The sequence below is a fragment of the Pseudomonas sp. SO81 genome, from assembly GCF_030374125.1.
In the GTDB taxonomy this organism is placed as follows: Bacteria; Pseudomonadota; Gammaproteobacteria; order Pseudomonadales; family Pseudomonadaceae; genus Aquipseudomonas.
Map to the genome: position 1 here is coordinate 3,242,087 of NZ_CP126126.1, position 18,676 is coordinate 3,260,762.

General features: G+C 66.8%; 17 protein-coding genes. 7 read left to right on the plus strand and 10 right to left on the minus strand.

Annotated features, from left to right (window positions below; translation table 11 throughout):
• Positions 1-2: 2 nt before the first annotated feature.
• Together OH686_RS15160 and OH686_RS15165 are read right to left on the minus strand one after the other, a co-directional pair.
• Positions 3-1,445, minus strand: a complete 1,443-nt coding sequence (locus OH686_RS15160) for an ATPase domain-containing protein (protein ID WP_289533648.1) — start codon at positions 1,443-1,445, stop codon at positions 3-5.
• Between the two features lie 91 nt (positions 1,446-1,536).
• Entirely contained in the window at positions 1,537-2,673 is a 1,137-nt protein-coding gene (locus OH686_RS15165) for a two-component system sensor histidine kinase NtrB (protein ID WP_289533649.1), read from the minus strand.
• Positions 2,674-3,133: 460 nt separating this feature from the next.
• Between OH686_RS15165 and OH686_RS15170 the strand changes: the two genes are divergently transcribed.
• Entirely contained in the window at positions 3,134-3,499 is a 366-nt protein-coding gene (locus tag OH686_RS15170) for a DUF3509 domain-containing protein (protein WP_171016393.1), read from the plus strand.
• Between the two features lie 179 nt (positions 3,500-3,678).
• Here OH686_RS15170 and OH686_RS15175 read toward each other — a convergent pair whose 3' ends face one another.
• The 3 genes from OH686_RS15175 to OH686_RS15185 form a co-directional block, all read right to left on the minus strand.
• Positions 3,679-3,852 (minus strand): KGG domain-containing protein, encoded by a 174-nt coding sequence (locus OH686_RS15175; RefSeq protein ID WP_289533651.1) that lies wholly within the window; start codon positions 3,850-3,852, stop codon positions 3,679-3,681.
• A gap of 12 nt (positions 3,853-3,864) precedes the next feature.
• The gene (locus OH686_RS15180; RefSeq protein WP_289533653.1) at positions 3,865-4,023 is read right to left on the minus strand and encodes a hypothetical protein; all 159 of its coding nucleotides are present in this window, start codon (positions 4,021-4,023) and stop codon (positions 3,865-3,867) included.
• A gap of 201 nt (positions 4,024-4,224) precedes the next feature.
• A complete protein-coding gene (locus OH686_RS15185; protein ID WP_289533655.1) occupies positions 4,225-5,694 on the minus strand; it encodes a flavin-containing monooxygenase in 1,470 nt (489 codons plus the stop codon).
• Positions 5,695-5,933: 239 nt separating this feature from the next.
• On the opposite strand from OH686_RS15185, the gene OH686_RS15190 reads away from it, so the two are divergent.
• From OH686_RS15190 to OH686_RS15200, 3 genes are all read left to right on the plus strand, one after another.
• The gene (locus OH686_RS15190; protein ID WP_502942743.1) at positions 5,934-6,317 is read left to right on the plus strand and encodes a c-type cytochrome; all 384 of its coding nucleotides are present in this window, start codon (positions 5,934-5,936) and stop codon (positions 6,315-6,317) included.
• 1 nt (position 6,318) lies between these two features.
• Positions 6,319-7,704 (plus strand): D-arabinono-1,4-lactone oxidase, encoded by a 1,386-nt coding sequence (locus OH686_RS15195; RefSeq protein ID WP_289533657.1) that lies wholly within the window; start codon positions 6,319-6,321, stop codon positions 7,702-7,704.
• A gap of 72 nt (positions 7,705-7,776) precedes the next feature.
• A complete protein-coding gene (locus tag OH686_RS15200) occupies positions 7,777-8,988 on the plus strand; it encodes a DSD1 family PLP-dependent enzyme (protein WP_289538990.1) in 1,212 nt (403 codons plus the stop codon).
• A gap of 156 nt (positions 8,989-9,144) precedes the next feature.
• On the opposite strand, the gene OH686_RS15205 is transcribed toward OH686_RS15200, so the two are convergent.
• The 5 genes from OH686_RS15205 to OH686_RS15225 form a co-directional block, all read right to left on the minus strand.
• Positions 9,145-10,182, minus strand: a complete 1,038-nt coding sequence (locus OH686_RS15205; RefSeq protein ID WP_289533659.1) for an AraC family transcriptional regulator — start codon at positions 10,180-10,182, stop codon at positions 9,145-9,147.
• A 110-nt stretch (positions 10,183-10,292) separates the two neighbouring features.
• Positions 10,293-10,910 (minus strand): hypothetical protein, encoded by a 618-nt coding sequence (locus OH686_RS15210; RefSeq protein ID WP_289533660.1) that lies wholly within the window; start codon positions 10,908-10,910, stop codon positions 10,293-10,295.
• The gene (locus OH686_RS15215) at positions 10,907-12,367 is read right to left on the minus strand and encodes an aspartate aminotransferase family protein (RefSeq protein WP_289533661.1); all 1,461 of its coding nucleotides are present in this window, start codon (positions 12,365-12,367) and stop codon (positions 10,907-10,909) included. The genes OH686_RS15210 and OH686_RS15215 overlap by 4 nt, the downstream gene beginning before the upstream one ends.
• Positions 12,364-12,999 (minus strand): class II aldolase/adducin family protein, encoded by a 636-nt coding sequence (locus OH686_RS15220; protein ID WP_289533664.1) that lies wholly within the window; start codon positions 12,997-12,999, stop codon positions 12,364-12,366. Before OH686_RS15220 ends, OH686_RS15215 begins: the two co-directional genes overlap by 4 nt.
• Positions 12,996-14,585, minus strand: a complete 1,590-nt coding sequence (locus tag OH686_RS15225; RefSeq protein WP_289533666.1) for a xylulokinase — start codon at positions 14,583-14,585, stop codon at positions 12,996-12,998. Before OH686_RS15225 ends, OH686_RS15220 begins: the two co-directional genes overlap by 4 nt.
• A 120-nt stretch (positions 14,586-14,705) precedes the next feature.
• Between OH686_RS15225 and OH686_RS15230 the strand changes: the two genes are divergently transcribed.
• From OH686_RS15230 to OH686_RS15240, 3 genes are all read left to right on the plus strand, one after another.
• Positions 14,706-15,344, plus strand: a complete 639-nt coding sequence (locus OH686_RS15230) for a TetR/AcrR family transcriptional regulator (protein ID WP_289533668.1) — start codon at positions 14,706-14,708, stop codon at positions 15,342-15,344.
• Positions 15,345-15,486: 142 nt separating this feature from the next.
• Positions 15,487-17,286 (plus strand): DUF1302 domain-containing protein, encoded by a 1,800-nt coding sequence (locus OH686_RS15235; RefSeq protein ID WP_289533670.1) that lies wholly within the window; start codon positions 15,487-15,489, stop codon positions 17,284-17,286.
• Positions 17,287-17,299: 13 nt separating this feature from the next.
• Positions 17,300-18,655 (plus strand): DUF1329 domain-containing protein, encoded by a 1,356-nt coding sequence (locus OH686_RS15240; RefSeq protein WP_289533672.1) that lies wholly within the window; start codon positions 17,300-17,302, stop codon positions 18,653-18,655.
• Positions 18,656-18,676 lie beyond the last annotated feature (21 nt).

The window sequence follows — 18,676 nt, forward strand, 5'->3', positions numbered from 1 at the left end:
GCTCATATAGTCGCGTTCGGTATCGCAGTGCCGGACAGCACCGCAGTCGCATTCCTGAAAGTCTTCTCGAGACGCAGGCCGCGCTCGCTGATCACCGCCTCCAGCAGGGTCGGGTCGTAGGTGCTGTCTCTCATCTTCAGGGTAGAGAGCACCCGTTTAAGTTCGGAATTGATTTCCACGAAGCGCATCAGCATCAGGTTGTCGACCAGGCTGGACAGCTCCGACGCCGGCGCGTTGATCTCGGAACCGAAGAGGTCGCGCATCTCCCAGGTGGCCATCACGGTCACGCCACGGCCGCGCAGTTCGTTCATCAGGGCGCTAAAGAACTCGACCAGGCGCGCCTGGTTGGTCGCCACGCGAGCCATGCCGCCCAGGCTGTCGAGCAGCACGCGCTTGATACCCAGGCGCTCGACCGTGTCTAGCAGCTTCAGGCCCAGGCCGTCGAGCAGGCCGGACGTGGTCGGCTGCCAGAGGATATGCAGGGCGCCACTGTCTTCCAGGGCCTGCAGGTCATGGCCCAGCGCCTGGGCCTTCAGGCGCAGGCGCTGCGGTGTCTCGTAGAAGCCGAAATGCAGGCCTGGCTCCTGCGGCGTGCTCTGGGCCAGGAAGCTCAGGCCGGCGCAGGTCTTGCCGACGCCGGACGGCCCTATCAACAGGGTCACCGAGGATTCCGGCAGGCCGCCGCCGATCAGCGGATCGAAGCCGCCGATGCCGCTGGACACGCGACGCATGTCGGCGCTGTCCGGATGCGATGAGCGCGCGTAGAGGCTCTCCAGGCGCGGGTAGATGACCATGCCGTCGTTGGTGATCTCGCACTCGTGCAGGCCGGAGAGGGCGCCACTGCCACGCGTCTTGCGCAGCTGGATGCGGCGCACCGAGCGACTGCCGTGCAGCTCGTCGCCGACTTCGATCACGCCGTCGACCATGGTGTGTTCCGGGCTGCCGTCGTCCAGGCGAGCGCTGGTGATCAGCAGAACGGTGCAGCCGGCGAAGGCCGCGTGGCCCTGCAGCTCGGAGATGAACTTCTTGGTGTCCAGTTGCGATTCGGCGCGCGAGCGGGCATTGAGCACGCCGTCGACGATCAGCAGGGTGGCCTTCTGCCGGTTGATCTCGCGGCGCAGCAGACGCACCACTTCATCGAGGCCTTCGTTCTGCATGGTGTCGAAGGCGCTGACGAACTGGATCTCGCTGCCGATGCGCTGCGGCTCGAAGAAGCTCAGGGTGGAGAGGAACTGGAACAGTCGATCATGGGATTCGGCCAGCAGCGTGGCCACCAGCACGCGGCCGCCTTCGCGCACATGGTTGAAGGCGATCTGATTGGCCAGGATGGTTTTGCCGGAGCCCGGACGACCTTGAACGATGTAGGACGCGCCGGACACCAGGCCTCCTTTCAACAAGACGTCGAGACCGTCGATGCCGGTTTGAAGGCGTTTTAGCTGTTCCAAGATCCGTCCATCTCTCTGCGAGGAGCGGCGCCAGGATGCGCCGCGAATGCCCTGTACTTTACCGCCAAGGCCGGGTGCCGAACAGGCCGGATTAGAGCGCGGCCGGCAGGCAGATGGTCATGCGGGTGCCTTTGCCCGGCGCGCTTTCCACCCGGACCGCGCCGCCGGCGTTGCGGGCGAATCCGTACACCTGACTGAGACCGAGGCCGGTGCCTTTGCCGAATTGCTTGGTAGTGAAGAATGGCTCGAAGATGCGCTCCTGCAACTCGGGTGCAATGCCGGGGCCGTCGTCGCTGACCGAGATCAGTACGAAGTCGCCGTGCAGGTCTTCCCACTCGCCCGCCAGCCGCTGATTCTCGGCGCGCAACAGGATGCGCCCGCCCTGTTGCTCCATGGCGTCGCGGGCGTTGAACACCAGGTTGAGCAGGGCCATTTCCAACTGGTTGGCGTCCACCCGCGCCTGGTGCAGGGCGGGGGCTATTTCCAGCTCCAGGCTGAGGCCCTTCGGCAGGGCCTGGGCGAACAGGGCCGAGGAGGCCTGCAGGGTGCTGGCCAGGTCGAGCGCCCAGTCCTGCGGCGTTCGGCGACGAGCGAAAGTCAGCAGGTTCTGGGTCAGCTCGCGCCCACGAACACCGGCCTCGTGGATGTTCTCCAGCAGCAGCTGGATGCGTTCCAGATTGTTGCTGCGCCGGGCCAGATCGCTGGAGCCGATGATCACCGTGAGCAGGTTGTTGAAGTCATGCGCCATGCCGCCGGTGAGCTGGCCGAGCGCCTCCATCTTCTGCGCCTGGAACAGCTGCGCGCGCACCTCGTCCAGGTGCAGTTGCGCCTCGTGACGTTCGGTCATGTCGCGGGTGATCTTGGCCAGACCGATCAGGCAGCCGGCCTCGTCGTGGATGGCATCGAGCACGGTCAGCGCCCAGAGGCGAGAGCCGTCCTTGCGCACCCGCCAGCCTTCGTCGTGGGCGCGGCCCTCGCGCAGGGCGGTGGCGATCAGCCGTTGTGCCTTGCCCTGGAGGCGATCTTCCTCCGGAAAGAACAGTTCCAGATGCTGGCCGATCACTTCGCTGGCCTTGTAGCCCTTGATCCGCTCGGCGCCGACATTCCAGGTCATTATCCGGCCTTGCGGATCGAGCATGTAGATCGCGTAGTCGACCACTGCCTGAACCAGCAACTCATAGCTGCGCTCGGTCAGGCCGCTGGGAATCAGTGGTGGTTCATCGGCCATGGCGTTTTTCGATCCGATCCCGAGTGAGCCGGTGTGGCTATGCAGTGTAGAAGGATGCCCCACCTGCATCCGCACAGCCACAACTTCCGCGACAGGCTCTACGCCTTTGCCCCGGTGGGAGCCGCTGCGCACCAGTTGCCCTGCTCCGGCGTGTTCTAACTCAACGGCGCCTACCGCGTCAGAGCCAATCTCAAGCTCAGCGCCGGCGTCGACAACCGGTTCGACTAAGGCCAAGTCGATTCTCGACTCCTGAAGCAACCGCTCGCCGCGGGGTGGGCTTCTGTTTGCGGCGTCGTGCATTTTGCACGTCGCTAACAGCGGGCCGTGCATTCTGCATCGGGCAAGGTGCTACCTCTGTTTTTTAACTTATTGATTTGCATGTGTATTTTTGTGGAGTTCAAGTTGGCACAGGCGCTGCACTAGCTGGTTACCCCGGAACACGACAATAGGGAGTAGAGAGATGCAAATCGCGATCAAGGAATTCTTCGACGCCTTTCCCGAGCACAACGTTTCCATCAAGCCGCGCCCGGACGGCATGCTGTTGCTGACTCTGCGCAAGCCGAATGAAGTGCCGCTGAGCAAGGCCATCGACAGCGCCGCGATCTTCAATCCGGCCAGCGTACGTGAGCTGATCTTCGACGTGACCCTGAGCCTTAAACTGGCCAACGGCCAGGCCATCGACAAGGACGACGGTGACCGCTGGGGCCTGCGCAATCTGCCTACTTTCACTGGCGGGCCGATTCACGTCACCGCTTCGCGCATGCTGGTGCACAAGCGCAAGCTGGAGCTGATGAAAAAGCAGCGCCGCGAGGCGATTGCTGTCTAGCTGCGGCAGGGCGGCCGCCGAGGGGCGGCCGCCTTGGCGTATGCGCGATGCCATTGAACCAACCGCCAAAACGTCAACCGATCTGCCGCCGAGCCGAGTCGAGCCGAGTGTTGAAGGAAACTGCTCGTGCGCTGCAGAGGGGCTTAGGCTCGTTCCGAGCCTAACGATCAGACGGCGCTTCAGCGGCCGGTGCGCCCACCGCCATGGCTGTGCTGGCCACCGGTACGCGCGCGTTCGGCACGGTCTCGTTTCATATCGATGCCGGTCGTCTGACCGCCACCTTTGCCGCCCGCCTCGGATACTTTCTGCGGATCGTCGGCGAAGTTGTGTTTGCCATCTTTATGGGCTGTCATGGTCTTTCCTCCTCAATGCCGCTGGCCGCGCTGGTCGCTGCTTTCCGCGCGCTGCCGGGTGCGGTTGCCAAGCACGTTGCCGCCGCCCTGGCCGACGTTCTTGATGCCGGTCCTGGGTAGGCTCTCGGGGCTATGGTGGGTTGTCTGTCTGCCGCCTTTGGATGTGTGCATGCTGCCTCTCGCTCTCGTGGCTCTCTTGAAGGTACGAGTGAGCGGCTTGGGGATCGTTCAACCTTCCAGGGCGGGACCTCGCGGATCATTGCTGCGCTTGGCGAGCCGCCACTGCCTTGCCAGGCCTCTGCGTCGAGAGATTGCAGATAAAGCTGCAGGCCATTTTTCGCCGCGCTTGCGGAGCGGCCGGATGCTGCGTGGTTACCGGTTGGAAAACCGCATGGCCTGGCCGATACCAGCGGCGGCACCGGTGATGCTCACTACTTGATCCATGGCGGTATCCGCCCAGATGGCCGGCAGCGCGGCGGAGGGGAAGCCGGCGTGCTGGCGCAGGCCTGCGTAGTACCCCTCGTCCAGTTCGCCCCAGCCCATCTGCCGGCGCAGCTTGCGCAGGTGGGTCTTCAGCGCGTGTACCTCCAGGTACACCTCGTGGCGCTGGGACTTTATGAAGTCGATGCCGCCGGACAGGTCCGGATCATCCGTGGCAATCAGCCGCTCGAACTGCCGCGCCTGCTCGGGGCGCTGCAGCTGGTCGCGCAAGTAGCAGGCGATGGCGTGGGCCTCGTTGTCGAACAGCTTGTAGGCGCTGGAGTTGGTTTCCAGGTAGCCGATGCCGAACAGGTTGTGGTGCTGGCGGCTGAAGATCGACAGGTATAGCTGCGGGCGCCCGCCCTTCCATTCGAAGTAATCGGCGGCGTACTTGCAGCTCCACTTGTAGCCGGTGGCGTAGAGCGCCAGGTCGATGCGCTCGCGGCTGCCGTCCTTGAATACCGCGTAATCGCCGTCGAAGTGGTCGAGATCGGGCTTGGCCTGGATGTCACCGTGCTGCAGGTAATGCAGCAGCTGGGTGTTCAGCAGCGGGTGGCTCTCGAACAGCTTGTGGTCCGGCCTGGGCAGGCCGAAGCGGGTCAGATCGCCGTTGATCAGGCGCAGGATCAGGCTGAACACCGGGCGCACCAGCCAGATCGGCAGGTGCGGGCCTTTCTCGCTGACCTCGTCGGCGGGCAGGCCGAACAGGTGTTTGGGGATGAAGTGGTAGCCGCGGCGCAGGCTGATAAAGGCTTTTTCTGCATGTGTCGCCGCATCGCAGGCGATGTCCGCGCCGGAGTTGCCGGCACCGATGATTAGCACGCGCTTGCCGCTGAATTCGGCGGCCTTCTTGAAGGTCATCGAGTGGCGGATCTCGCCGTTGAACTGGCCCTTGATGGTCGGCATGTTCGGGTCCCAGTTGCAGCCGGTGGCGCAGACCACGGCGCGATAGCTGCGTCGTTCGCCGTTGCCCAGGGTGACCAGCCAGCGCCCGTCGTCACGCTTCTCCACCCTGCTCACCGCGGTGCCCAGGCGGATGCCGGCATACAGGTCGAAGGCCTGGGCGAAGGCGCGGACGTACTCGAGGATCTGCCGGTGGCTCGGGTAGTCGGGGAAGTGCCTGGGCATGGGGAAGTCGAGGAAGCCGGAGAGGTCGCGCGAGGAGATGAAGTGCGCGGACTGGTACATCGGCGTGCCCGGATTGCTTATGTCCCACACGCCGCCGACATCGCTGTGGCGTTCGAACTGCTCGTAGGCCAGGCCCTGGCGCTTCAGCGCACGGGCCATGCACAGCCCGCCGGGGCCGGCGCCGATGATGCACACGGCATCGCCGCAATCCTGGATGTCGTTCGCTGTGCTCACGGTGTTCTCCGCGCGGGTGGTGGCTGCGTTCACCTTAGCCAAGCCGATGCCGCTCCGGCAGGGGAGCGATGGCCGTGAAAGAGGGCAGCAACGGCCAGTCGAATGCTGTCGTCGCGGCGCTGTACGCGCCTCGGGTGTTGGCCGTTTACCTGTTCCTGGCTGGCCGTTTGAGACCTCATACGCCATGCGTCGCTGCTTTAGTGTGGCGCTATCGAGATGAGCCGAGGCTCGGAGGGACTATGCAGGCAGGGCGAAACAGGGGTTGGCGAGGTTGGGCCATGGTGCTGGGGCTGGGCGCGCTGCTGGCCGGTTGTGGCGGTGAGGATGCACCGCCGGCGCAAGCCGCCGGGCAAGGCGTGCCACAGGATGCAGCGCTGGCGCAGCTGTATGGCGCCAGCTGCAAGCAATGCCATGCCAACCCGGCCGCCGGCGCGCCGCTGACCGGCGATACCCTGGCCTGGGAGCCGCGCCTGGAGAAGGGCATGGACACCCTGCTGGACCACAGCATCAACGGCTTCCAGGGCATGCCTCCATTGGGCCTGTGCATGCAGTGTTCGGAAGCCGACTTCCGCGCGCTGATCGAGTTCATGGCCGCCGCGCCGCAGCCTGCGGAGGGCCACTGAGATGGTCTCCCGCCGTCAGCTGTTGCAACGCGCCGGCCTGCTGGGCGCCTGTCTGGCCTTGCCGGGCCGCTCGCTGTGGGCCGCGGAAACGCCACGTCCCATCCCCTGGCGCAACTGGTCGGGCGTGCAGAGCTGCCTGCCGCTGGAGCGCCTGGCGCCGAAGGATCTGGACGAGCTGGTGCAGGTCATCCGCAAGGCCTCGGGCAAGATCCGCCCGGTCGGCTCGGGGCATTCCTTCAGTGCGCTGGTGCCCACCGACGATACCCTGCTGTCGCTGAGCAATTTCACCGGGCTGCTGACGCATGACGCGCAGACGCTGCAGGCGGAGTTCGGCAGCGGCACGCCGATGTCGACCATGGGCGCGCCGCTCAAGGAGGTCGGCCAGGCGCTGATCAATATGGCCGACACCGACTACCAGACCCTGGCCGGAGCCATCGCCACCTCGACCCACGGCACCGGCATCGGCTTCGGTTCCTACTCCTCGAATGTCTGCGGCCTGCAGCTGGTCAGCGCCGCCGGCGAGGTGCTCGACTGCAGCCGCGAGCGGAACCCCGAGCTGTTCAATGCGGCGCGTGTCTCCCTCGGCGCGCTGGGCGTGGTGACCAAGGTACGCATGCAGAACCGCGCTGCCTTCCGCCTGCGCGAGCGCCAGTGGCTGGGCAAGACCGAGGAGCTGCTGGAGGACATCGACAACCTCAAGCGCGACAACCAGCACTGGGAAATGCTGGTGGTGACCCACTCCGACTACGCGCTGTCGGTGGCGCTGAACGAGACCGAGGACCCGAGCACGCCGCCGGTGCCGCCGGACGAGGAGGGCGGCAACGGCTTCATCGACATCATCGAGGGGCTGGACAAGCACCTGAGCGACTCGCCCGGCCTGCGCCGCAGCCTGCTCAACAACATGCGCCACCTGGCCAGCTTCGACGACCGCGTGGACGCCTCCTACGAGATCTTCGCCAACGTGCGCAACGTGCGCTTCAACGAGATGGAGTACTCGGTGCCGGCCGAGCACGGCCCGGCCTGCCTGCGCGAGATCCTCAAGCGCATCGACGACGGCAACCTGCGCACCTGGATGCCGGTCGAGTACCGCTACGTGAAGGCCGACGACATTCCCCTGAGCATGTTCGAGGGCCGCGACAGCTGCGCGTTGTCGATCCACCAGCACCACTCGATGGACCATCGCGAGTTCTTCGCCGCCATCGAGCCGATCTTCTGGAAGTACCAGGGGCGGCCGCACTGGGGCAAGCTGCACAGCCTGGGCGCGCGTCAATTGACGGCGCTGTATCCGCGCTGGAAGGAATTCACCGAGCTGCGCCAGGCGCTGGACCCGCAAGGGCGCTTCGTCAATGCGCATCTGGCCGGTGTGTTCGGTCTGGGCATTGGTTAAGGAGCAACGATGAAGCGACGCACTCTTGTGCTGGCCGGCCTGGGCGCCGGCGGACTGCTGGCCGCTGCCTGGCTGCGCCCGGGTGACCGGGGCCAACCGCACGATGCCTACTTCCAGGCGCTGAACCAGGAGCTCAAGGCCAACGGGCCGATGCGCCCGAGTCTGCTGATCGACCTCGACCGCCTCGACCACAACATCGAGGTGGTGCGTCAGTTCCTCGCCCGCAGCGGCAAGCAACTGCGCCTGGTGGAGAAGTCGCTGCCGGCGCCCGGTCTGCTGCGCTATATCGGCGAGCGCATTGGCACCCGGAGGTTGATGTCCTTCCACCAGCCCTTTCTCAATCACGATGCACGGCTGTTCCCCGAGGCCGACATCCTGCTCGGCAAGCCGTTGCCGGCGCGCTCGGCGCAGCTGTTCTACCAGCAGCACAGCGGCCCCTTCGATCCGACGAAGCAGCTGCAGTGGCTGATCGATACTCCCGAGCGCCTGCAGCAGTACCTGGCGCTGGCCCAGGGCCTGGGCACGCGGCTACGGATCAACATCGAGCTGGACGTGGGCCTGCATCGTGGCGGCGTCAGCGATACGCAGACGCTGGGGCGGTTGCTGCAGCTGATTGCGGATAACCCGCAGCAGCTGGAGTTCGCCGGTTTCATGGGATACGACCCCTTCGTCGGCATGAACCTGCCTTCAGTGCTGGGCAGCCAGGACGAACTGCTGGCCAAGGTGATGGCGCTGTACCAGGGCCACGTCGACTTCACCCGCCAGCGCTTCCCGGCGCTGTGGCGCGAGGGCCTGACTCTGAACACCGCCGGCAGCCCCAGCTACCGGGCTCACGAACAGGAGCGGTTGAGCAGCGAGGTGGCCATCGGCACCGGCCTGCTCAAGCCCAGCCATTACGATCTGCCGTCGCTGGCCGAGCACCAGCCGGCGGTGTACATCGCTACGCCGGTGCTCAAACGCACGGGTGCGCTGCGCATCCCGGCGCTGGATGAGAAGTCGCGGCTGTTCTCCTGGTGGGACGTCAACCAGCGCGAGACCTTCTTCATCTACGGCGGCAACTGGCAGGCCGACCTGGCTTCGCCGGCCGGGCTGCAGCTCAGTGGCCTGTACGGGCGCAGCTCGAACCAGGAACTGGTCAACGGCTCGCCGGCGGTGGGGCTGGCGGTGGACGACCAGGTGTTCCTGCGCCCGGCCCAGAGCGAGTCGGTGTTGCTGCAGTTCGGTGATCTGCTCGCCGTGCGCGGCGGCAAGGTCGTCGAGCGTTGGCCGGTGTATCAGGAGTAGCTCTCCCCTCTCCCTTTGGGAGAGGGGCCGGGGGTGAGGGACTCGTTAATCACGCCGAGCCGCCTATAAGCCCCTCACCCCAACCCTCTCCCGGAGGGAAAGGGGGTGGAATGCCGTCACCCGCAAATACCTGGATCAGACCAGGGACGAGGGAATCTAGGACTCCTGCGCGATACGCTGCTTCGCCGTGCGCGGCGTCACCCCGGTCCAGCGCTTGAAGGCGCGGCGGAAGTTGCGCACGTCGCTGAAGCCGGTCTCGCTGGCCACGTCGATCAGCCGGCTGTCGCGGTGGCTGAGCAGGGCCAGGGCCTTGGCCCGGCGTACGGAGTCGACGATGCCGTGGTAGGACAGCCCGGCCTCGTCGATACGCCGGCGCAGGGTACGCTCGCCGAGGTTGAGCTGCTGCGCCAGCTCGGCCAGTTGTGGCGGGCGGCACAGGCTCTTGCGCACCTCGCGCTGGATGGTCTCGATCAGGTCGGAACTGCCGTGCTGCTCCCAGCGCGCGCTGTCCAGCAGCTCGGCGATCTCTGCGGCCACGTAGTCGTCGCGGGTCGGTAGCGGCAGTTCCAGCCAGCGCGCGTCGAACTGGATCAGGTTGTGTCCGGCGCCGAACTTCACCGGGCAGCGGAAGATGTCCGCGTAGCGCTGCCAGTGGGGCGGGCGCGGGTATTCCAGCTCGATGCGGTCGATCACCAGGTCCTGGCCGGACAGATGACGGACGATGGCCTGGGCGCTGGCGAAGGCCTCCTCGAGGTAGAACACCGCCACCTCCGGATCGAAGAAGCGCGTGGTGGCGAACACCAGGCAGCGTTCGCCGCGCAGTTCCATCTCGCAGTCGAGCAGGGCGCCGGTGTGACGCTGGTAGCGGATGGCGAGATCGAGGGCCTCGCCGAGGGTCGGGCTGGCCAGCATGGCCATGCCCACCAAACCCCAGGACACGGCGGTCTGCCGGCTGCCGACGGCCAGGCCCAGGCCGCTGTCGTCCAGGCTGTGCAGGGCGCGGCGCACCAGCAGGTAGCTCTGCCGGTAGGACAGGCGATAGTCGGGCTTCTTAAGATCGTCGGGCTCGAAGCCCAGGCCACGGCAGAGCATGGCGGGGTCGCGGCCGACGGCGGCCACGTGCTGCAGCAGAAAGCGGGAGATCTGCGGCGGGGCCGAGGCCTCCGAGTAACGCGGATCGGCGATGGGTTTCATAGGCACGCTCCCAGCAGGGAAGTCGTTGAGCGCGGCGGGCGCCTTGTTCTTGTTATGGGCGCGCTCCTGCGCGCCGGTTTGCATAGTTAGCACGGCGCCAGTGCGCCGGGCTAGTAGGCGCCCAGTTCGGCGGCCTGCTGGCCGGCCGCATGGCTGCTGGCGGCGCGGGCCTGGTCCTGGCGCAGGCGCCGGCCGGCGATCAGGCGCACCCACCAGGGCACCCGCTTGACCCGCTCCCCGCCCAGCCGGGCCAGCACATAGGCCATGGCGCATTTCTCGAACAGCTCGGCGTTGAACAGCATACGGTTGCGCGTCACGCCCAGGGCCAGCAGGCGTCCGTCAAGCGGCCCGGCGTTGCCGCCGCTGGCCAGCTGTTTGGGCAGCTGCTCGCTGCTCGCTGGTGCCCAGGAGCGGCCAATATGCCGCGCCTGTTCGTCGAACACCGAGGGCATGGCCTCGCCGAGCTGCTGCAGTTGCAGGCTCCAGCGTGGGCTGAGCAGCGCCGCCGCACCGATGTCACCGCGCAGGCGGTAGAGCCATGCATGCATGCCGGCCACGCCGGCGTCGCCATGGCCCAGTTCGACCTCGCGCGGCGCCTCGCCATAGACCTGCAGCAGGATGCGCCCGCTGCCGGGCAGCAGCAGCGACAGGCTGTCGCCGGCGTCGTTGAACAGGCCCTTGGCGGCCAGGCGCTGGCTGGCCTGGAGCAGCTCGTCGTGCAGGCTCATACCAGTTTGAACACGTCTTCGAAGCGGTTCAGCGCCTCGTCGATGATCTCGTCGCTGTCGGCGGCGCTGGTGTACATGCGGCTGCCGGCCAGGGTCACCAGGCCGTGGGCCATGTAGGCGGCGCCCATCTCTTCCATCATGTGCTTGCGCGGGTTGACCTCGCGCAGCAGCTGGATCGGGTTGCGCACGTTGAGCAGCAGCACGCCGGAAGTCTGCAGGTGCACCACCGAGCCCTGGTTGTAGACCACATAGGGCAGGCCCAGGCGCTCGATGATCTGGCCGAGACCGGCGGTCAGGCGGTCACCGGCGCGGCCGGCGATGGCCGGGGCGTTGCGCCGTTCGATCTCCAGCAGGCTGTGGTAGCCGGCCACGCAGGACAGCGGGTTGGCGGTCAGGGTACCGCCGACGAAGGCGCGCTTGGTCTGCTTGCCGCCGATGCCGCCGGCCAGCAGCATCATCACCTCGCGGCGCCCGCCGATGCCGCCGGCCATGGGGTAGCCGCCGGTCAGGCACTTGCCGAAGATGGTCAGGTCCGGGCGCACGCTGAAATAGCCTTGGGCGCCGGACAGGCCGACGCGGAAGCCACTGACCACTTCGTCGAAGATCAGCAGCGCACCGAACTCGTCGCACAGCTTGCGCAGGTTGGCGTTGAATTCGCGATGGGCCGGGCGGGTGCCGCTCTCCGGGCCCAGCGGCTCGACGATGATCGCCGCGGTGCCGCCGCGCAGGCGGTTGATCTGCAGGCGCCGGCGGATGGCGGCCAGGTCGTTGGGGAAGCTCTCCTGGGTGTGCGAGGTGGCGCCGCGCGGAATGCCGATGGCCTCGCGTCGGCCGGTGCCGGGGATGCGCATGCCGTACACCAGCTGGTCGCTCCAGCCGTGGTAGGCGCCGCCGATCTTGATCACCCATTTCTTGCCGGTGTAGGCGCGGGCCAGGCGGATCGCGCCCATCACCGATTCGGTGCCGGAGGAGAGCATGCGGAACATCTCCACCGACGGCACCATGCGGCACACCAGCTCGGCCAGCTTGACCTCGTACTCGTGCAGCAGGCCGGTGACCGGGCCGCACTCGCGCAGGGTCTCGATGACTTTCTCCTGCACCACCGGATCGTTGCTGCCGAGCAGGGTCGGGCCGCCAGCCTGGAGGAAGTCGATATAGCGGTTGCCGTCGACGTCCTGCAGATGCGCGCCTTCGGCTTTGCTCATGGCCAGGGGGAAGGGGTAGTTGAACGCCAGGTTGTGCTGCACGCCGCCGGGGATCACCGCGCCGGCCTTCTCCGCCAGACGCCTGGAGCCCTGGCATTGCTGGGCGAAGTAGTCGAGCACCTTGTCCATGTGCTCGCGGCGGATCGGCCGGATCGGCTGCTTGATCAGCGTTTTCAGGCGCGCGTCGATGGCATCGGTATCCGGCCAGTGGCTGATGCCGGAGGTGCTGGGCAGGTCGGTGGAGGCGTTCATCGCAGGTCCTCTTCTAGGAATTCGAGCGTCTGTCGGTGCAGGCGGTTGTCGGGTTGCGCGGCCATGGCGCGGCGGAACCAGGCGCTGGCTTCCTGCTCCAGCAGGCGCACCACGGCGCAGGCGTCTTCCAGGGTCGCGCCGAGGCAGACGGCGCCGTGGTTGCGCATCAGGTAGGCGTTGAGGTCGGCGCGGATGCGCTTGCCGACATTGGCGGCCAGCCAGCTGGTGCCGGAGGGCGCGTAGGCGCACATCGGTACCTCGGCGCCGATCAGTCGGCGCGCCTCTTCACCCTGCATCGGCAACGGCCGGTCGAGCAGGGTGAAGGCGCTGGCCACCGGCTGGTGGGTGTGCACGCTGGCCATGCAGTCCGGCCGCGCCTGTAGCGCGCGGGCATGCAGGCCGCTTTCCACCGAAGGTTTGCCGGTGCCGGAGATCTGCTCGAGGCTGTCCAGGCGCAGTACGCAGATATCGTCCGCGCTCATCGCGTAGTAGTCGCTAGCCGAGGGCGTGACGGCGAAGCGCTCGGCGTCGATGCGCAGCGCCAGGTTGCCGCCCACGCCGGCGAGAAAGCCCTGGTCGGCCAGGGCCACGGCGGTGCGCACTACCGCCTCGCGGGCTTCGCGCTCGTTCATCGCTGGCCTCCATGGAGCCTGGCGTAGAAAGCCGCCAGCGCCTTGTGCGCGGCGCGGAAGGTGGCGTAGCTGTCGCTGTAGCGCTGGCGGTGCGCGGCCTGCGGCTCGAAGCGGCGGCGGATGGCGACCCGCTCGCCGAGATCGGAAAACTTCAGTGCGCCGATGCCGACTCCGGCGAGGAACGCGGCGCCGCGGGCATTGGCCTGGATCGGCTGCTCGGGCTGCAGCACGGTCATGTCCAGCACGTCGGCGAAGACCTGGCTCCACACATCGGACTGGCCGCCGCCGCCGACCAGGGTGATGCTGTCCGGCCGGGTGCCGAGGAAGCTGCGCACCGACTCCATCATCCAGCGGGTGTTGAGCGCCACGCCCTCGAGGAAGGCGCGCACCATGTCTTCGCGGGCGTGTTCCAGGCTCAGGTTGAGCAGGCCGGCGCGCAGGTGGCTGTCGTCGACCGGCGTGCGCTCGCCCATCAGCCAGGGCAGGTAGAGCAGGCCGCGGGCACCGGCCGGCACGCCGGCGGCGATCTCGTCGAGGATGCGGTAGACGTCGGGGCCAGCCTCGTTCTGCAGCAGGGCGTCCTTGGCGTAGAGGATGCGGTCGCGCAGGAAGCTGAGGTTGGCGCCAGCGGCGGACTGCATGGCCATCATCAGGTAGCGGTCGGGCAGGGCGCAGGGCACGGCGGCGATCTGCCTGAACACGTCGGTCTTCTTCCGGGCTACGTGGGCGCCGATCCACGACGAGGTGCCGACGTACAGGTGCAGGGCGTTGTCCGCCACGGCGCCGGAGCCCAGTGCCGATGCGGTGTTGTCCACCGCGCCGGCCACTACCGGCAGGTTGGCCGGCAGGCCGAGCTTCTCTGCCACCACCGGGCGCAGGGTGCCGAGGATGTCGCTGCAGCGCACCAGCTCCGGCAGTTGCTCGCGGCTCAGCCCGGCCAGGCGCAGCAGGCCGTCGTCGTAGCAGATGTTGGCCGGGTCGCGGTTGTCGGTGACCCAGGTGGTCAGCGCCGAATCCACGGTGGCGGCGATGCGCCCGGTCAGGCGCAGGTTCATGAAGTCGAGGACGTTGAGGAACTTGGCGGTGCGCGCGTACAGCTCGGGCATCGCCTCGCGGATGAAGGCGATGTGGCCGAACGGGTCCTTGCCGGACAGCGCCGGCGCGCCGCCGGTGAGGCGCAGCCAGCGCCACAGCTTCAGCGGGTCGTAGCCGGCCACCCGTGGTAGGGGGCCGCCGACCTGGCGCCGCACCACGGCCTGGCCGCGCATGTCCATGTACAGCATGGCGCGGGCCAGCGGCTTGCCGTCGCGGTCCACCGGCAGGGTGCTTTCGCCCTGGCAGGAGCAGGCGATGGCGACGATATTCGAGCGATTGATCTCGGGGCGCTGCAGCACCTCGGCGGCGCTCTCCTCGAAGGCGCGCCACCAGTCTTCCGGACACTGCTCGACACCGGCGCCGGGCAGCAGGTGGTTGCTCACCGCGCGGAAGGCGAAGGCGCGCACGCGGCCATCCAGGCCGACCAGGGCGGTCTTGCAGCCGGAGCTGCCGAGGTCCACGGCCAGTACCAGGCGCTCGTCTTGGCTCACGGTTCTTGCCTCGTTTGCATCGTCCTCTTCCCATTCTGCGAGAGTCGCGCTAAAACATAAGCATTGCTCATGTTTTTCGAGAATGCTGTGGCCAACAAAACCTTGTCAAGCACCCCCGAGGTGAAACCCAAAGCGCCGCGTGCTCCCAAGCAGGAGCGTAGCCAGGCGCGCTTCGAGTCGATCCTCAAGGTCGCCCTGGAGCTGATCGCCGCGCGTGGCTACGAGGCGGTGTCGATGCGCGAGATCGCCCGCGAGGCCGGCCTGCCGATCGCCTCGCTGTACCTGTATTTCCCGACCAAGCTGGCCATCGTCCAGGAGGTCTGGCAGCGCTACACCAGCAGCGTCAGCGAGCGCTTGGAGGAAGACCTCAAGCTGATCGTCGACCCGGCTAACAGCGCCGATGCCGGCCTGCTGATCGAGCGGCTGATCGACCTGATGGTGGAGATCCAGATCAGCCACCCGGGCTTCGTCGAGGTCTGGGGTTGCGTGGCCGCGGCGCCGGAGCTGCGCGAGCTGAACCAGGCCGACACCCTAGCCACCGCGGGCATGGTTGCCACGGCCATTCTCAGCGCTCATCCGAATGTCGATCCGGAGCAGGCCGAGGGCCTGGCGCTGGTGCTGTGCGAGGGCGGCAGCGCGGTGACCAAGCTGGCCCTGACCCTGCCGGCCGAGCAGCGCCAGCAACGGTTGCAGCAGCTCAAGCGCACCCTGCAATTCATCTACACCAGCAGCCTCGAGGCCTTTGCCCGGCAGGCGTAGCAAGCGCTGCGCAGAGTGCCGCGCGGCACCTGTGTAGAAATGTTTCAAGGGCCCTTTCGGCGTCTCTTTTTGTCCGCCTCGGCCCCATGGAGGTTTTTCCAAGTCGGCTAGTTTCGCCACATCACCGCTAGGGGACAGCAGCATGTCGCATAACAAGAGCAAGATAGCGCTGGCAGTCGGGATAGGCATCTGGGGGATGCAGGCCCAGGCGTTCGAGATCGATACCGGGCCGAATGTCACCACGTCGCTGGAGAGCGTCGCCGAGTTCACCTCGGTGTACCGCACCAGTTCGCCCGAGCACATCGAGCGCGGCGGGCAGAACGTCTTCACCAACAACAACGACGGCAGCGAGTACTACGACACCGGGTTCGTCTCCAACGAATTCAAGCTGACCTCCGAGCTACACGTGCGCACCGAGCAGGATGGGATGTTCGTGCGTGGTACCGCCTGGTACGACACCCAGATCATGGATCACGATCCCAGCGGCGACGGTTTCGAGACCCACAACACCGACAGCGACGAGCGCTATCCCTCGGACCTGGAGAACCGCGCCGGTCACCGCGCGCGGCTGCTCGACGCCTACCTCTACACCAACCGCTACGTCGGCGAGATGCCGTACAGCCTGCGGTTCGGTCGCCAGGTGATCAACTGGGGCGAGGGCATCTACTACGCCGACGGCATCAACGTGATCAACCCGGTGGACATCGGCCGCGTGGTGTTGCCCAACGCCAGCCTCAAGGACGCGTTGCTGCCGACCAATATGATCTCCGGCCAGCTGGGCCTGACCGATGCGCTGAACGTCGAGGCCTTCTACGGCCTGGAGTGGAAAGGCCACGACCTTATCCCCACCGGCGCCTTCCTCAACAACCAGGACTACTTCGGCAAGGGCAGCAATGGCGTGCTGGTCGACCTGCGCAACGAGCTGGGGCCGCTGGCCGACCTGGTTCCGGGGCTCAACGGCGAGAACGGCATCGTCGCCGGCGCCCGCTACGGCAAGGAGCATGACGCCCGCGACGACGGTCAGTTCGGCGTCGCCATGCGCTATATGGTGGAGGAGTGGAACAACACCGAGTTCAGCCTCTACTACCTCAACTACCACAGCAAGGTGCCCTTCCTGCGCATCCAGAAGGGCCAGTCCATGGCCTGCAGCGCCGGCAGCGGCGGCAACTTCAGCGACCTGTGCAGCATGGCCCAGCTGCTCGACCCGGCCTCGGTGCCGCTGGTGGACGGCCTGGCCCTACTCGACAGCACCTACTACGACTTCATCTATCCCGAGGACATCCGCCTGTTCGGCCTCAGCGTGTCCGGCACCGTCGGCGACACCAGCGTCGCCGGCGAGCTGACCTACCGGCCCAACGCGCCGCTGGAGCCCTCGATGATCTACGAGCTGGAGACCATGGCCGAGGGCGCCTTGGGTGGCGGCGGGGCCAGCGGCGGCAGCATCGACCTGGGCGAATTCGGCGACGGCTCGGCCAACGACCCGCGCCGCAGCATCGACCTGTACAAGCGCCACGAGCTGTATACCGGCTCGGTCTCGACCATTCACACCTTCGGCCCCACCGCCGGCATGGACGATCTGATCATGCTCGCCGAGGTGGCGTTCAACCATGTGCCGGGCAGTCTGCTGGACACGGTCAACTACGACTACCTGGACTCCTTCGCCTGGGGCTACACGGTGAACTTCTCCGGCCTGCTGCAGGACGTGCAGCCCAACTTCGACCTGATGCCGGGGCTGACCTTCCGCCAGGACGTGTCCGGCACCTCGCCGTCGCTCAACGAGAACTTCGTCCAGGGGCGCAAGTCCGCCACCCTCGAGCTGGGCGCCAAGTACGGCCAGAAACTGGCCGGCAAGCTGGCTTACACCTCGTTCTGGGGCGCGCGCAAGGACAACGCGCTGATCGATCGCGACCACGTCGCCCTCAACGTCTCCTATTCCTTCTGACGGCGGAAATTCCATGACCAGAACAGCATTTACCTCCGTCCTGCTCTCCCTCGGTCTGCTGCTGCCCCTGGCCGCCCAGGCCAAGGTGAGTGCCGAGCAGGCAGCGCAACTCGATGGCGTGCTGACCCCCTTCGGCGGCGAGCGCCAGGGCGATGCGGCCAAGGGCATTCCCGAGTGGGGCACTGCCGTGCAGGCGCCGGCCGGCTACGGCGGACCGGGCAGCTTCCACGTCGATCCCTATGCCGATGAGCAGCCGCTGCGGGTGATCGACGCGCAGAACATGGCCGCCGAGGAAGCCAACCTGAGTGACGGGGTCAAGGCACTGCTCAAGGCCTACCCGCAGACCTTCAAGCTGCCGGTCTATCCCAGTCATCGCAGCTTCGTCGCGCCCAGCGAGATCATCGCCAACACCCGGCGCAACGCCGAGCAGGCGACCCTGGCCGAAGGCGGCAACGGTCTGCAGGGCGCCTATGCCGGCATTCCCTTCCCGATTCCGGCGGACGGTCGCGAGGCGATCTGGAACCACATCGCCCGCTGGCAGGGTCGCTACCAGGACGAGGTGTCGGTGACCGCCCAGGTCACCACCAGCGGCAGCTACTCGATCCTGCGCGAGCGCATCCAGCTGCTGTCCAACTACTACAACCCGAAGAAGGACGCCGGCAGCCTCGACAACATCATGTACTTCTTCGCCAGCGAGCTGCTGCCGCCATCCCGCGACGTGGGCCGTGCGCTGCTGGTGCACGAGACCATCGACCAGGTCGCCGAGCCGCGTTCGGCGTGGATCTACAACCCCGGCCAGCGCCGCGTGCGCCGCGCGCCGACCCTGGCCTACGACACGCCGATCGACGGCATCTACGCCGACGACACCGACATGTACAACGGCGCCACCGATCGCTACGACTGGAAGCTGATCGGCAAGCGCAGCCTGCTGGTGCCCTACCACAACTACGCCATGGAAAAACCGGGGCGCAAGGTGGATGAGCTGGTCAAGCCGGGCCACCTGAGCAGCGACCTGACCCGCTGGGAAATGCACCGCGTATGGGTGGTCGAGGCGACCCTGCGCCAGGGCCAGCGCCACGTGCATGCCAAGCGCCGCTTCTACCTCGACGAGGACAGCTGGTACGCCCTGATGGTGGAGAACTACGACGCCCGCGGCGAGCTGTGGCACGTCAACCTGGCGTTCAGCAAGAACGCCTACGAGGTGCCCAACATCACCCCGGTGAACCTGGTCTACCACGACCTGATCGCCCGCAGCTACACGGTGATCGGCCTGCGCAACAACGAGAAGGCGCCGCGCCAGTTCCTCCTCACGCCACCGCCGGAAAACTACTTCACCCCGGCCAGTCTGCGCCGCAAGGGCACGCAGTAACCCGGCATGGGCGAGGGGTGA